13 protein-coding genes are annotated in these 14,716 nt (G+C 69.2%); 5 read left to right on the forward strand and 8 right to left on the reverse strand.

What is annotated here, in order from left to right; translation table 11 throughout:
- Window positions 1–102: 102 nt before the first annotated feature.
- The 6 genes from HMPREF0321_RS06320 to HMPREF0321_RS06345 all read right to left on the reverse strand — a co-directional run bounded on the left by HMPREF0321_RS06320 (window position 103) and on the right by HMPREF0321_RS06345 (window position 8,579).
- Window positions 103–2,535: a hypothetical protein gene (locus tag HMPREF0321_RS06320; RefSeq protein ID WP_006945189.1), complete on the reverse strand. Its 2,433-nt coding sequence runs from the start codon at window positions 2,533–2,535 to the stop codon at window positions 103–105.
- Window positions 2,532–5,048, reverse strand: a complete 2,517-nt coding sequence (locus tag HMPREF0321_RS06325; protein WP_006945139.1) for a hypothetical protein — start codon at window positions 5,046–5,048, stop codon at window positions 2,532–2,534. The genes HMPREF0321_RS06320 and HMPREF0321_RS06325 overlap by 4 nt, the downstream gene beginning before the upstream one ends.
- The gene (locus HMPREF0321_RS06330) at window positions 5,045–5,998 is read right to left on the reverse strand and encodes a glycosyltransferase (protein WP_006945124.1); all 954 of its coding nucleotides are present in this window, start codon (window positions 5,996–5,998) and stop codon (window positions 5,045–5,047) included. Before HMPREF0321_RS06330 ends, HMPREF0321_RS06325 begins: the two co-directional genes overlap by 4 nt.
- A 187-nt stretch (window positions 5,999–6,185) precedes the next feature.
- The gene (locus tag HMPREF0321_RS06335; protein WP_006945099.1) at window positions 6,186–6,977 is read right to left on the reverse strand and encodes a DsbA family oxidoreductase; all 792 of its coding nucleotides are present in this window, start codon (window positions 6,975–6,977) and stop codon (window positions 6,186–6,188) included.
- A gap of 130 nt (window positions 6,978–7,107) precedes the next feature.
- A complete protein-coding gene (locus HMPREF0321_RS06340; protein ID WP_006945143.1) occupies window positions 7,108–7,845 on the reverse strand; it encodes an ABC transporter permease in 738 nt (245 codons plus the stop codon).
- Window positions 7,842–8,579, reverse strand: a complete 738-nt coding sequence (locus tag HMPREF0321_RS06345; protein WP_006945069.1) for an ABC transporter ATP-binding protein — start codon at window positions 8,577–8,579, stop codon at window positions 7,842–7,844. The genes HMPREF0321_RS06340 and HMPREF0321_RS06345 overlap by 4 nt, the downstream gene beginning before the upstream one ends.
- On the opposite strand from HMPREF0321_RS06345, the gene HMPREF0321_RS06350 reads away from it, so the two are divergent.
- The 3 genes from HMPREF0321_RS06350 (at window position 8,568) to HMPREF0321_RS17015 (ending at window position 9,892) form a co-directional block, all read left to right on the forward strand.
- Complete coding sequence (locus HMPREF0321_RS06350) at window positions 8,568–9,212, forward strand: TetR/AcrR family transcriptional regulator (protein ID WP_254653975.1); 645 nt, start codon at window positions 8,568–8,570, stop codon at window positions 9,210–9,212. The two genes, HMPREF0321_RS06345 and HMPREF0321_RS06350, sit on opposite strands and share 12 nt — an antisense overlap.
- Before the next feature lie 126 nt (window positions 9,213–9,338).
- The gene (locus tag HMPREF0321_RS17010; protein ID WP_254653976.1) at window positions 9,339–9,584 is read left to right on the forward strand and encodes a hypothetical protein; all 246 of its coding nucleotides are present in this window, start codon (window positions 9,339–9,341) and stop codon (window positions 9,582–9,584) included.
- A complete protein-coding gene (locus HMPREF0321_RS17015) occupies window positions 9,500–9,892 on the forward strand; it encodes a DMT family transporter (RefSeq protein WP_254653973.1) in 393 nt (130 codons plus the stop codon). Before HMPREF0321_RS17010 ends, HMPREF0321_RS17015 begins: the two co-directional genes overlap by 85 nt.
- A gap of 392 nt (window positions 9,893–10,284) precedes the next feature.
- Here the strand turns inward: HMPREF0321_RS17015 and HMPREF0321_RS06360 are convergent, their stop codons facing one another.
- Both HMPREF0321_RS06360 and HMPREF0321_RS06365 read right to left on the reverse strand, forming a co-directional pair.
- Window positions 10,285–11,553, reverse strand: a complete 1,269-nt coding sequence (locus tag HMPREF0321_RS06360) for a hydroxyacid-oxoacid transhydrogenase (RefSeq protein WP_006945128.1) — start codon at window positions 11,551–11,553, stop codon at window positions 10,285–10,287.
- A 174-nt stretch (window positions 11,554–11,727) separates the two neighbouring features.
- A complete protein-coding gene (locus tag HMPREF0321_RS06365; protein WP_006945108.1) occupies window positions 11,728–12,645 on the reverse strand; it encodes a hypothetical protein in 918 nt (305 codons plus the stop codon).
- Between the two features lie 245 nt (window positions 12,646–12,890).
- Here HMPREF0321_RS06365 and HMPREF0321_RS06370 point away from each other — a divergent pair, with 245 nt between their 5' ends.
- Together HMPREF0321_RS06370 and HMPREF0321_RS06375 are read left to right on the forward strand one after the other, a co-directional pair.
- The gene (locus HMPREF0321_RS06370; protein ID WP_040014595.1) at window positions 12,891–13,952 is read left to right on the forward strand and encodes a DUF5336 domain-containing protein; all 1,062 of its coding nucleotides are present in this window, start codon (window positions 12,891–12,893) and stop codon (window positions 13,950–13,952) included.
- Between the two features lie 78 nt (window positions 13,953–14,030).
- Window positions 14,031–14,714, forward strand: coding sequence for an HAD family hydrolase (locus HMPREF0321_RS06375; protein ID WP_006945178.1), 684 nt, complete (start codon window positions 14,031–14,033; stop codon window positions 14,712–14,714).
- The last annotated feature ends 2 nt before the right edge of the window (window positions 14,715–14,716 follow it).

Raw genomic sequence — 14,716 nt, forward strand, 5'->3', positions numbered from 1 at the left:
GGCGGCTATGAGGGCGTCGGAGCCGTACCCATCTGCGATGTTCGTCCACATTTACTCCTGGTAAACGGGTACGAAAATCGCAGATGGGTACGCCCGCCCCGTTCAGAGCGAGCGGGGCTCCTCGGAGCGGGTGGCAGCAGATTCGCCTTCCGCCTCACGCCGGCGCCGCGTGCGCAACGGCACCAGCTGCAGACACAGCGCGGCCAGCGTCACCAGGCTCAACGCCGTGGCCGCTCGGAAGTGCGGCGGCTGATAGGCGAAGCTGATCGTCGACCGGCCTCCAGGCGCCCGAACGGTCTGGAAGAGCTGGTTCGGCCCACTGGGCAGGTGCTTCTTCGTGCCGTTGATCGTCGCGGACCATCCCGGCGTGCTCAGCTCGCGGCGCACGAGCGTCGTCGGCCGGGCACAGTCGAGCGTCACCGATTCGCGTGTCTGCTTGTCGACCCGGCATGCACCACGCGTGTCGTAGTACGGGCGGGCTGCGGCGTCCTCGAAGATCTCGGCCTTCTTCGACTCGAACACCCGGCGCAGCCCCAGGCGTGAGGCGCTCGCGCCGTCGACGACGCCCGGCGCGGCGACGAGGTACTTCACGCCCGCGTCACGGTAGGCCGTCTGCTGCTGGCCGTATGCCGCGAGGATGCGTTTTTGAGCCCGGGCAGGCGAGTTGCGGGTGACGAGCAGGTAGGGCAGGAAGGGGTTGAACCCACGCGACGGCTGGATGTAGGCGGGCGAGCCCTTCGGCGCCCGCAGCTGATCCATGACGTAGGTGCTGTACTTCTCCGGCACCGGCAGGTCGTTCACGTTGAGTTCGGCGATCTGCCAGTACGAGCCGTAGTTCGGCTGGATCGGCCCGAGGGTGAAGAACCGCGACGTGCCGAGGTGCTCCTGGAGGTACGTCGGCGGCGCCGTGTCGATGGGCTTCGGGGGGCTGGCGTTCAGCTGGGGCGTCGCGTACGAGGCGCCCGCCTCGGCCACGATGACGAGGCCCGCGACCAGTGCGGCGCTCGCGGCGCGCTTCGTCGGGCGGGGGCGCGCACCCGCATCGCCCGTTTCGGGGCCTGCGGCCTTCGCTCGCGAACCCCACGCGAACGCCACCGTCACGGCGACGATGACGAGCACGAACAGTGCCGCGACGACGCTCGTCCACGTGGGGTGGGACACGCGGTCGGAGAGCACGAGATAGAGAACGCCGGCCGTCACGTACGCCGCCGCGACAGCCGCCGCAGCCCACACCGAGCCAGGTCGCACGTGGCCGCGGCCCAGGTCGTCGAGGCCGTACGCGGTCAGCAGCGTGAACGCGAAGACGAGCAGGATGATGCCGTACTTGTAGAGCAGGACGAGGTCGACGCCGGGGATGGCGTACAAGACCCTGTTGACGACCTCGACGCCGAACATGTTGAGCATGAGCAGTGTGATGAGGGTGACGAGCATGATCTTCACGCCGCGTGGGTGGCGCCCGAACAGGCCGATGACGGCGCACAGCAGCGACGCGAGCGTCACGTAGCCGGCGACGCCGTTCATCAGGGCGCTCGAGCTGAAGGGGCCCCCGAGGAACCCGCCGAAGAGGCCGTAGGACGCGTGGGCGTCGTACTTCCACGGCGGGCGCTCGCCACCACCGTGGTAGGCGGTGAAGGCGAACCCGAGGAAGTGCTTCAGGGTGAGGAGAAGGGGTGCGGCGAGCGCGATTCCGGCGACGGCCCCGATGCCGTTCCACATCAGGAAACGCAGGCGACTCGGTGCGAGCGCGGGGGTGCGTACCAGCACCCATGCGGCGATCACGAGCCCTTGGATGAGGGCCGTCTCGGGGAACCCGGCGTACAGCATCCACGCCAGGCCGAGCGCGATGACGACGATGCCCACGTGCGGCCGGGCGCGGATTCGGACGTCGGAGGCGACGAGCTCGACGCCCCACAGCACCATCGGCAGGAAGGCGATGGGGTTGAACGGCGCGTTCGTCATGACGGAGAAGACTCCGTTGATCGCGAACAGGATGCCGCCGACGGTGGAGGCCACCCAGGTGAGGCGCAGGCTGCGTAGGAAGGCCAGCATCGTGAGGCCGGCGACCAGCTCGAGCGCGAGGTGCATGAGGAACGAGCCGTTGGGCAGCAGGTTGAGCATGATGAACGGCTGGAAGAACGCGGCGGACTGCTGTTCGCCCGCCAACGGCTGCCCGAGCCCCTCGAACGGGTTCCACAGCGGCACCTGCCCGTTCTTCCACATCTGCGCCGACAGCTTGCCGAGCGACTGCACCGTCCACCCGTCGTTGGCGTCGAGGGTGTGGGTATAGTGCCCGCTGTCGGGGCCGATGTGCGTCGGCGAGCCGAGCCCCGAGTGGTACAGCATCGGATCGTTGCTGCGGACGCCGAGCAGGTAGACGGCGTTCGCCAGCAACACCGCCACCACGACGGCGAGGCACGCGATGAGCGCCGGGCGGCGGTTGCGTCCTCGAGCAGAGGCGAGCTCGGAGCCGCCCCCGCCGGTGCGGCCGTACTCGTCGGCGCGGGTGGCACCGCTGACGGATGCTGCGTTACTCATGTGCGCTCCGAACCTTCCTTGGTGGTCGTTCCCTGGTCTGCAGCCGCGCCGGTTCCCACTGAATCGGACGATGACGACGAACCGCATGCGGGCGCTGCCACGTCGGTGTCGTGACGATCTCGTCGACGACGTCGCACGAGCGTGCTCGCACACCCGACGAGCAGCATGAACGCCGCTGCGATCGAGACGCCGACGGCGAGCTCGAAGTGACGCGGACGGTACTCGAACGTGACGTGCGAGGTGCCCTGCGGCACCTCGATGCGCTGGTAGAGCCGGCCGTCGGCGACGGCCACCGCCTTCGTCGGGCCCGTCGCGCCAGCCGTCGCGACCGTGGCGCGCCAGCCCGGAGCGTCGAGCTCGCGGCGCGTGAGGGTCGCCGAGCGGGCGCAGGTGAGCGTGACGTCGGTGCGGGAGCCGCTCTCGACGCGACACGCGCCGTCGCTCGTGTAGTACGGCTGCGCCGATTCGTCCTCGAAGATGTCGGTCTTCGGCGAGTCGAGCACCTTGACCAGGCCGAGCCTCGTCGCCATCGCGGGGCTGACGACATCGGGGCGCGTCACGAGGTAGCGCACGCCGGCCCCACGGAAGGCCTGCTGCTTCTCGCCGTAGCCGACGAGCAGCTTGCGCTCCACCGCGGCCGGCGGGTTGAAGGGGATGAGCTGGTAGTCCTTGAACGTGTCCTGCATCTGCTTGGCGCTGAGCCCGGTGTGAGAGGGGCGCAGCTCGTCGAGCACGAACTCGCCGTACTTCTTCGGCACCGGCAGGTCGTTGACGTTGAGCTGGCCGAGCTTCCAGTACGAGCCGTAGTCGGGCTGGATCGGGCCGAGCGTGTAGAAGCGCGACGTACCGAGGTGCTGCTGCAGGTAGTGGACCGGCTTCATGTCGATCGCAGCCGCGCGGCTGGCACCCGCCTGCGGGACGGCGAAGTGCGCCGCCGCGGTGAGCACGAGCAGAGCGCCGGCGAGGGGTGCAGCGAGGGATCGTCCGCGGGCCGGGCTGCTCGTCGCGGTCGCGCCTGTGTGGGCGGCGGGCGCCCCGGCCGTGTCAGCGGGCACGCATGCTTGCTCGTGGTGCGTACGCGCACGCAGCAGCAGCACGAGGAGGACGGCGCAGACGGCGGCCAGCGCGAGCATCACGGCGGTGGTCCAGCGCGGGCTCACCACGTATCCGCGCGAGACGAGCACGGCGAGGGTGACGGCGGCGTACGCGAGCGTCAAGGATGCGCAGACGAGGGTGCGGCGACGGCCGACGCGGCATCGGGCGAGGTCGTCGACGCCCAGGGCGACGGCGATGACGACGGCGAACTCGAGGATGCTGATGCCGTACTTGTAGACGAGGATCGCCTTGATGCCGGGGGTGTGGTTGAGCAGCAGCTTGATCGGCTCGAATCGGAACATGTTGCCGATGAGCACGATCATCGTCCCGGCGAGCAGGAGGCGGATGCCGCGGCGGCGTGTGCTCGTCAGGCCCACGAGCGCCATGAACAGAGCGGGCAGGGTGAGGTATCCGGCCTGCAGTCGCAGCACCGCGTTGTTGAGCGCGCCGACGGCGAAGGGCAGCGCGAGCGACATGATCTGGCGTCGCGGGTAGGAGATGTCGTTGGCGACGGCTTCGTGGTACGACGTCGAGCCCCACGACATGAAGTCGAGGAAGGCGACGAGGACGGGCGCCGCGAGGGCGAGTCCGAGCACCATGCCCGCCGCGGTCCATCCCGCGAAGGCGAGGCGGTGTCCGCGCGCCTGTCCGAGCCGCACGAGCGCCCAGCAGCCGATGAACAGGGCCTCGAGGAAAGCCGTCTCGGGGAACCCGGCGAACAGCATCCACGCGATCGCAAGAGCGAGGACGGCGACGCCGGCCCACGGGCGCCGGCCCCCGCGTCGAGGCGCGTGCGCGTCGGGCGAGCGCTGCAAGGGCGCCCGGATCATCTCGACGCCCAGCAGCCCCAGCGGCAGGAAGGCGATCGGGTTGAACGGCGCGTTCGTCATGACGGCGAACGCGCCGTTGACCGCGAACAGGCATCCGCCGACCGTCGAGGCGACCCAGCCGAGCCCGAAGCGGCGCAGGAAGGCGAGGGTCGCGAGGCCGGCGAAGATCTCGAGGACGACATGCATGACGAAGACGCCGTTCGGCAACAGCTGCAGCATGATGAAGGGCTGGAACAGCGCAGCCGACTGCATCTCACCCGCAAGCGGCTGCCCTAGGCCCTCGTACGAGTTCCACAGCGGCACATCGCCTTCCGCCCACTGGTGGGCAGCTGCTCGACCGAGCGACTCCACCGTCCAACCGACGTTGGGGTCGATCGTCCACCCGCCGAGGAGCGAACCCGGCGACGGGGAGGCCAGCCCCGAGTAGTACGTCATCGGGCTGCTGCTGCGCAGACCCGTGAGGAAGATCGCGTTCGCGAGCGCCACCGTCAGCAGGACGAAGAGCCACGACAACAGGGCCGGGTTGCGCCAGAAACCGCCCCGGCGCGGCGCAGAGGCGGTTTTGTGGCGGCTGGCGACGGTGCTCACGCGACCGGGGGGAGCCGAAGGTAGGCGAGGCGGGCGTTCTCCTGCCGCTGGCGCAGGTTGCCGTTGAGGATGATCCCGACGACGATCGCCAACGCCCCGACGATCGCGAGCCCCGTGACGAAGATTGCGGTGGGGAGCCGCGGCACGGTGTGCGTGTCGGCGTAGGTGAGGAACAGCGGGATGCTCATCACGATCGACAGGAGCAGGAACAGTGCTCCGATGCCTCCGAAGAAGGCGACGGGGCGTTCGTACTGCAGCAGCGTGGCGATGACGCGCAGGATGCGGAATCCGTCGTGGTACGTGCGCAGCTTCGACTCGCTGCCCTCGGGGCGATCCTTGAACCCGACGGGAACCTCGACCTGCGGCACGCGCAGGTTGACGGCGTGGACCGTCAGCTCGGTCTCGATCTCGAACTCGCGCGAGAGGGCGGGGAAGGACTTGACGAAGCGTCGGCTGAAGATGCGGTAGCCGGAGAGCATGTCCGTGACCGGCTCACCGAACAGGCGGCCGACGAGGTTGTTGAACGCCTTGTTGCCCGCGGCGTGGCCGGGGCGGTAGGCAGACTCGTCCGAGTCCTCGGTGCGCACGCCGAGTACGTGGTCGTACGGGCCCGACAGGAGCGTCTCGATCATGTGAGGCGCTGCGGCTGCGTCGTAGGTGTCGTCACCGTCGATGAGGAGGTAGATGTCGGCGTCGATATCGGCAAAGGCGCGACGCACGACGTTGCCCTTGCCCTTGCGCTGCTCGAAGCGGACGATGGCGCCGGCTTCGGCGGCGACCTGCGACGTGCGGTCGCTCGAGTTGTTGTCGTACACGTACACGGTGATGCCCGGAACGGCGGCCTTGAGGTCGCGGATCACGGTCGGGATCGCGACTTCCTCGTTGTAGCAGGGCACGATGGCCGCGATGTTCATCTCGCTCATCTGGCGCTCGGGGGCGTTGACAGTCATGGCGAGATTGTACGAAGCAGCGGGGGGCGAACGAGGCAGGACGCGCGGTGAGCCGGGGGCCTGCCTCAGGCGGCGCCATTGCACCGCTTCGGCGGTTGGCGGTGTGAGCCGTACCCATCTGCGATTTTCGTCCACATTCACTCCTGGAAAACGGGTACGAGAATCGCAGATGGCTACGGGCCCGCGGTCAGATGGCGCAGTGGTCGGCGTCGCAGGTGCCGAGATGGGTGTTGGTGCCGGCGCGGCCGTGGCCGACTGATTCCGTGCCGGCGTCGCGGCCGGCGGGCGCGGCGTCGTTGGATGACGTGGACGCGCCGTACGTCGCCGCGGCGTCCGAGGTGGTCATGCGAGCGCGCCAGGCCTGCGTCAGGGCGCGCTCGAACGTCTCGACGGGCTGCGCACCGGAGACGGCGAGGCGCTCGTCGAGCACGAAGAACGGCACACCGGTGATGCCGATCTGACGCGCCGCCGCTTCGTCGGCGCGCACATCCTGAGTGAACTCGTCGCCGGCCAGGACGCGGCGGACGTCGTCGGCGGGCAGCCCGATCTCCTCGCCGAGACGCTGCAGCTCGGTCGTGTCGCCGACCGCGACGCCCTCGGTGAAATAAGCGCGCATGAGGCGTTCGTGCGCTTCGGTGGCGCGCCCGTGCTGGGCGGCCAGGTGGACGAGACGGTGAGCGTCGAACGTGTTGCCGAACTTGGCTTCGCGCCAGTTGAACTCGAGGCCGACCTCGGCCGCGCGGGCGGCGATGTCCTCCTGGCTGCGCTCGGACTGCTCCGGCGTCATGCCGTACTTCGCCGCGATCTTCTCGACGAGCGTCGTGTCGGGCACGGCCTCGATCGTCGGGTCGAGCTCGAAGGAATGCCAGGCGATCTCCACGTCGTCGGCGTGCTCGAACCCGTCGAGCGCGAGCTCGAGGTGGCGCTTGCCGATGTAGCAGAACGGGCAGACGATGTCGCTCCAGATGTCGATCTTCACGCGGGGTGAAACGTCATGAGCGTGAGTTCGATTCCTGGGTTCGATCGCCGGCTCGAGGTGTGAGGTACGACCCGGTGTGTGAGCCGCGCTGCTCACGCCCCGGGCCGAAGCTCACAGATCGAAGTCGGTGTCAGGGTGTGCGCCGACGCAGCGTCAGAGCCCCGAGGGCGACGAAGCCGACGACGAAGGCCGCCACGACGCCGATATCGCTCGCGATGTCCCACGTCGCATCGCCTGTGGAGACGGCCGTCATCGCGTCCACGGCGTACGAGAGCGGTAGGACATCGGAGACGAGTTCGAGCGCTCGCGGCAACTGATCGCGCGCCACGAGAAGCCCACACAGCAACATCTGCGGAATGACGAGGGCGGGCAGGAACTGCACGGCCTGGAACTCGGTGCGCGCGAACGCGCTGACGAAGAGGCCGAGGGCGGTTCCCAGCACGGCGTCGAGCACGGCGATCGCCCCGAGCAGCCAGACGCTGCCGGCGATGTTGAGGCCGAGCGCGCCGACACTGAGGGCCACGGCGAGGGCCGCCTGCACACAGGCGACGACGCCGAAGGCCAGGGCGTAGCCGAGGATGAGGTCGAGCCGACCCATCGGCATCGCGAGGAGGCGCTCGAGCGTTCCGCCCGTGCGCTCGCGCAGGGTGGTCACCGACGTCACGAGGAACATGACGATGAACGGGAAGAGCGCCAGCAGCCCCGGCGCGACGCGATCGAAGACGCCGCTGTGGGAGTCGGCGAAGATCCATGCGAGCAGCGTCATGAGAAGGCAAGGCATGACGAGGAGGAGGGCGAGAGTGCGGTGATCGCGGCGCAGCTGCGTGAGCACACGTGCCGTGACGGCGAGGGTGGCGCGGGGCGTCATCGAACGACCTCCAGGAATGCGGATTCGACGGTGTCGCAGCCGGTCTCCCACTTGAGGCGTTCCGGCGTCGTGTCGGCGACGAGTGCGCCGTCACGCATGAGCAAGAGCGCGTCGCAGTGCTCCGCCTCATCCATGACGTGACTCGAGACGAGGAGTGTGACGCCGTCGTCCGCGAGTGAGCGGAAGAGGCGCCAGAGCTCCACGCGCAGCACCGGGTCGAGGCCGACCGTCGGTTCGTCGAGGACGAGCAGGGTGGGCGTGGCGAGCAGGGCCACCGCGAGGCTGACGCGGGAGCGTTGGCCGCCGCTCATGTCGCGGACGAGCTGGTCGCCGCGGGCGTCGAGGTCGACGGCGCGCAGAGCTCTCGCGACGGCGTCAGCATCCGCGCCGACGACCGCGGCGAAGAAGCGGAGGTTCTCCGTTGCGGTGAGGTCGGGGTAGACGCTGGCAGCCTGGGTGACGTACCCGATGCGTTGCCGCAGATCGGCCGCCCCTACCGGTTCGCCGAGGACGACGAGGTCACCGTTGACGTTGTCCTGGACGCCGACGACGGCCCGCATGAGCGTCGACTTTCCGCAGCCGGACGGGCCCAGCAGGCCCGTGATGCTGCCGGATGCGATCTCGAAGTCGAGACCGTCGAGGACGGTGCGCCCGCCTCGCTCCACGCGAAGGCCGCGGGCGGTGACGGCTGCGGGGCGGCTTCGGTGCGCCCCTTGGGTTGGATGCTCTCTCATAGCTCTGAGTGTGGGGTGCGGATGGGCGATAATGCGAAGGTGGTCAATTCTCGCCGCGGACGTCCGCCGGGCCGTAGCGATGCGCGTGAGCGCGTGATCGAGGCTGCGAAAACAGTGTTCATGGAAGTTGGTTACGCGCGGGCGTCGTTGCGGATGATCGCGCAGCTGGCCGGTGTTTCGCACTCGCTGGTCAATTACCACTTCGGCTCGAAGCAGGGTCTCTTCGGTGAGGTGATGTCGTTGACCCTCACGCCCTCGCAGGTCCTCGGTGAAGCGCTACGACAGCGGCCGGGTGAAACCCCGGCCATGCTCGCGCGACGGTTCGTGGGCACCGTCGTCACGGTGTGGGACGACGCGCACCTCAGCGACCCCTTCGTCGCGATGCTCCGTGAGGCGATGGCCGAAGAGAGCACGCGGAGCAACGTCGCCGAGTTCATGGAGCGGGAGGTGCTGGCCGTCGTGGCGACCCGCATCGGCGGACCGGATGCCACCGTCCGGGCCGCCGGAGTCGGCATGTGCATCGCGGGGCTCGTCATGGGGCGCTACCTGCTGCGGGTCGGTCCGCTCGCGGCGTTGTCGAAGGAGGAGATCGTGCGCGTGCTGGCGCCAATGGTGGCCGTGCACCTCCGCTGACGTCCGCCGCATCGTGGCGCCTGCCGGGCGCGCTGCCCAGCCGGTGGCACAGTGCCCATGAAGCGTGTTCCGACCTGGGTGCAGTTCGTCGCCCTGGCTTTCGCCTGGGGATCGAGCTTCCTCTTCATGAAGGTCGGATTGGAGGGGCTCTCGCCCGGGCAGGTGGTGCTCGCCCGCCTCGCGAGCGGCGCTGCGGTGCTGCTCGCCATGTGCGCCGTGAGGCGTCAGCCGCTGCCGAGGCGGAGGGCCGGGGCCATCTGCTCGTCGTCGGTCTCCTCCTGTGCGTTGTGCCCTTCCTCCTGTTCGCGTGGGCCGAGCGGCACATCTCCTCGAGCCTCGCGAGCGTCTACAACGCCACGACACCGCTCATGACGATGGCCGTGGCCATGCTCGTGCTGCCCAGCGAACCGCGCACATGTGGCAAGACGCTCGGACTCCTGCTCGGGTCCGTCGGCGTCATCGTGGTCCTCGCACCCTGGAACGGGTTGGGGCACAGCGGTCTTGCCGGCCAGCTGGCCTGCCTCGGCGCTACGGCCTGCTACGGCATGGGCTTCACCTACCTGCGCCGCTTCGTCACGCCGCTCGCCCTGCCGTCGGCCAGCGTCGCTGCGGTGCAGGTCTCGCTGGCCGCCGTCGTCATGCTGGCCCTCACGCCGATCGCCGCAACCGGCGCCACGTGACGTGGCGGGGCGCCGTCAGCATGCTGCTCCTCGGCGGCGTCCGAACGGGCCTGGCCTACCTGTGGAACACCACCATCGTGCGCGAGTGGGGCGCCACGACGGCCTCGACGGTGACCTACGTGACGCCCGTCGTCGGCGTCGTCGGCGGGCGTGCTGCTCCTCGGCGAATCCATGACGTGGACACAGCCTCTCGGCGGAGTCGTCATCGTGCTGGCCATCATGGCGAGCCGGTGGCTGTTGCGCCTGCCCGCGAAGGCGTAGAACACCTCGGTCGTCACTCGCCTCGCCGCTCAGTTACCAACAGGCTGTGCGAGTTCGGTGAGCCTGTGCGAGGTAGGAATCGCACAGGCTCACCGATCTCGCACGGTCGCGGCTAGGGCTTCGTCAGTTCGTCACCAGAGCGTCATCGACTCCCGCAGAACGCGCTCGACGTCGGCCGCCGTGATCTCGGCCGGCGCCGTGGCGAGCAGGCGCTGCTGCTTCATCGTTCCCTCGACGAGCCTCGGAAGATCGGCGTCCGAATACCCCAGGGCGGCAAGCCCGTTGGGGAAGCCGATGTCGCGCATGAGGCGACGCAGGGCGTTCGGTAGGGCGTCGCGCCCCAGGTCGCTCACCGACGTGCCGGGCTCGAGCAGCGCCGCCAACTCGTGGTGACGCCCCGGGTCGGCGGGGTAGAGCAGCGCGAACGCGGCGGGCGCCGTCATCGCGACGGCCATGCCGTGCGGCACCATCGGGTGGTCGGCGTCGTAGCCGTCGGGGCGGAAGTCGCGCACCATGCCGGCGATCGGGTAGGCGCAGGCGTGCGGCACGTGGACGCCGGCGTTGCCGAACCCCATGCCCGCGAACGTCGCCGCGAGCGCCATCGCGCCGCGCGCGTCCACGTCGTCACCGTCCGCGACGGCGGTGCGGAACGACGTCGCGAGCAGACGCACGGCCTCGCGCGACCACATGTCGCTGATCGGGTTGGCGCCGCAGTACGGCACGCGCTCCTCGGCACGCTTGGCGGCGAATTCGGTGTACGGCTTGGCCGTGTAGCTCTCGAGGGCGTGGCAGAGGATGTCCATGCCCGCGGCCGCGGTGACGCCGGCGGGCTGCGTCATCGTCAATTGCGGGTCGATGACGGCGAGCCGCGGGCGCAGCGACGCATGGCTGATGCCCGTCTTGACGTTCGCTTCGAGCACGTCGAGGACGCAGATCGTCGTCGACTCGCTGCCCGTGCCTGTCGTCGTCGGCACGGCGATGACGGGCACGAGCGGCTTCGTCGGGTTCTTGCCGCCACCGACGGGCGCGTTGATGTAGTCGACGAGGTCGCCGTCGTTCGTCGTCATGAGGGCGATGGCCTTGGCCGTGTCGATGCTCGAGCCACCCCCGACGGCGACGATCGCGTCCCACGGCCCGTTCTTGCGGGCCCAGTCGGTGGCTTCCTGCAACGAGGCGTCGCTCGGCTCGACGCGGGCGCCGGTGAAGGTGTCGACGCTGATGTCACCGCCCGTCAGGACGTCGGTGACGCGTCGCGTGATGCCTGCGTCCGCGACGCCCGGATCACTCACGACGGCGACGCTGCGCGCGCCGAGATTGGATGCGTCCCAAGCGATCTCGTCGATGGCTCCGGGGCCGAACTTCAGTTGGGGGCTGCCGTAGGTGAACACCGTTTCGTCCATGGGTTCGACGGTACGCGAGTGAAACGAACAAGGCACCTGGCCCGGGGCGGAACTGTTCTGAACCTCGTGACGTCCTACTCGGCGCAGATCGCCGAGTGGGGCAATTGGTCGGCGCGAACGCCCCACGTGGTGCAGTTCCGCGCCATGTGGGGCGTCGGGCGTCGCCCCGCCGCGTCAGCGTCGACGTCTCGAGCGCGCCCGAGTCGACGATCGCCGCACCTGCGCGGCCGTCAGCCGCTCATGCCGGCGCATCTCACGCGCGACGCGGGCCTGCGCGCGCTCGAGCGGCAGTTCCTGACGGCGTCGGCGCGCGGCCTGCATCTGTGAGCGCATCGTCGCGCGCATCTGTTCGCGCGGGTAGGGGCGGCCGCCGATGAAGTCGCGCACGGCGTTCCAGCGTTCGTCGTAGGCGTCGTTGAAACGCGCGTGGGAGCGCCGATCGAGCCACCCGCCCGCCTTGTATCGCTTGGTCGCCCACCACGATTTGGGTTTCGCGACGCGCACGGCACCCACGACGGCGAGACCGGGCACGAACACGCCGATCAACCCCGTCAGCAGCTTGCCCTTGAGGATCGTCAGGACGACGAACCCGAAGTTGATGACGATGCCCACCGCGACGACGACGCCGGGTACTCCGTCGCTGCCGGGGACGATGTCGAGCGGGTTCGCGCCCAGGACGAGGGCTGCGGTGATGGCGACGGCGACGAGCAGGGCGCTGATCGACTGGCGTCCCTCCTCCTGCCAGTACACGTCTTCGAGGTGCAGCCACATCGCGAACTCGTCGAGGGTGAGGGCGGCTCCCGTGCCGAAGATCGCCGCGAGCACGTCGAGCCACAGGCCGCGCTCGGGCAGGTACGTGATGAGCATGAGGCCGCTGAAAAGCAGCATGAGGATGCCCCACACCTGATGGTGGATGTGGATGCCCGCGATGGCGATGTTGCGGAACATGCCCGGCTCGGCGTTCTCCTTGAGGTACGCCTCGGCCTGGTCGGCGCGGTGACGGATGTAGCGCGTCGCGGTGCGCGTCGCGGCCGTCGCGAGGACGAAGAAGATGAGCAGCCACAGCACGGCGTGGCGGCTCGGGTCGATCATGTCTTCATCGTAGGCGCGGCAACTGACCGTGCCCCGGACGGCATCAGCCGGCGTCGCACCCTCGTCGCAGCATCATTGCCCGAAATCGCGTCGTGCTTGACGCGTTCTCGGGCAATGATGCGCCGCTACCTAGCCGGCCGGAATGCTTTCACGTGCGGACGTTTCTGACCTCGCGAGCGTGAGCGGCGTCATACTGGTCGGGGTCGCGACCCCGCCCGACCTCACTCGACAGCAAAGGCAGTCCGATGACCGACAACACCACCCCGACGGGCGGCTCGTCCCGCATCGACGGCGCTTCCGAGCGCGAAGTCGCCCGCAACGACACGCCGGATCGATCGGTTGGCCAGAATGATGCACGACTCGACGGCGGCTACGCCCAGGCGCACCAGCAGCGCGGTCCGCAGGGAAGGACAGGTGATTCGGCGAGCGAGTACCCGTCTCACACGTCTCAGGGCCAGAGCTACGGACAGCAGAGCGCGACCTACGCAGAGCAGGGCGAGTCCCATGATTCACAGCGATGGCAGGACACGAGCGGGCCACATTCCGCAGCGTGGCAGGACGGCCGACCATACGGGCAGCAGCAGCCTCAACCCGGACAGCACGATGCCCACCAGCAGGGTCAGCAGTACGGTCTTCAGGGCCACGCCTTCTCGAACCACGGGTTCCAGAACTCTCCCCACGACCAGCAGGCTGGTGCGCCCTTCTCGTCAGGCGGTCAGTGGCATGCGTCGCCCGGGTACCAGGGGCAGCAGGGTGCTGGAGGCGGGCAGTACGACCAATCCGCAGGCGGGCAGTACGGTCAGCAAGGGGTGCCGTGGGGCGCTTCGGACGGACGGGGCCCGGGCGCTGCGCCGGGCAACCCATGGAATGCTCAGGGTGCCCCCACCAACTGGAACACCAAGGGCGCGCCCGCGAAGGGGGCGGCCCCTCTGCGCCAGCCCGACGGCACGTTGCACCTGGGCAATTCGGCGCTGGCGGCCTCACTCCTCGCCCAGCTGTTCGTCATGCTGGGGTGCATCGGCCCCTGGGCGAGTGTGTTCGGCATCTCCGCGTCGGGAATGAACGGTGACGGCGTCTTCGTGTTGCTGTTCGCATTGGCGGCGGCGGGTCTCGTCGGGGCGTTCCTCGCCGGGAAGCTCCCGCCGAAAGCACTGTGGGGCGCTGTCGTCGCGGCGGGATTGTGCGCGTTGATCGGTCTCATCGACGCGGTCAACGTCGGGTCCTACATGGCGTGGGGGCTGGTCATGGTGGTGTTCTTCAGCATCATCGCCACTGCTGCGACAGTGTTCGGCACGTTGCGCCGCTGAACCGGCCGTCGCCCGGCGCCGGTCGCGGTGGCGCCGCGTTCATTGCGTCGGGTGCTGCGAACGGGCAAGGATGGTGGGATGACTGACGATTCGCAGCAGGCTTCCTGGGCCGTCGACACCGTCCTGTTCGACGTCGACGGCACCCTCATCGACTCGACGTACCACCATGCCATCGCGTGGGCGCGCGCGTTCGCGCGCTTCGACCTGTATCCGCCGCTGTGGCGCGTGCACCGCTCGATCGGCATGGGCGGCGACCAGCTCGTCCCGAGCCTCGTCGGCGACGACGTCGAGAGCAAGCACGGCGGCGACCTGCGCGACGCGTGGGAGGAGGAGTACGAGAAGCTCCTGCCCGAGGTGCGCGGATTCGACGGCGCCGCCGACGCCGTGCGCGCCGCGCGCAGCAAGGGCTACAAGGTGGCGCTCGCGAGCAGCGGCAAGGAGGAGTTCACCGACGCCGCGCTCGAGAAGGTCGGGCTGACGCGCGACGACTTCGACGCCGTCACCTCCTCCGACGACGCCGACAACAGCAAGCCCGAACCCGACATCCTCGAGGTCGCGCTGAAGGAGGCAGGCGGCTCGAAGGGCGTCCTCATCGGCGACGCGACGTGGGATGTCGAGGCCGCCAAGAAGGCCGGCATGTCGACGATGGGGCTGCGCACCGGCGGTTTCTCCGCCGCCGAGATGCATGACGCGGGCGCCACCGACGTCGTCGACGCCATCACCGACCTGCGCGACGGCACCTGGCTCGACCGCCTGAACTGACG

Origin of the sequence: Dermacoccus sp. Ellin185, from assembly GCF_000152185.1 — a bacterium.
Classification (GTDB): Bacteria; Actinomycetota; Actinomycetes; order Actinomycetales; family Dermatophilaceae; genus Dermacoccus; species Dermacoccus nishinomiyaensis.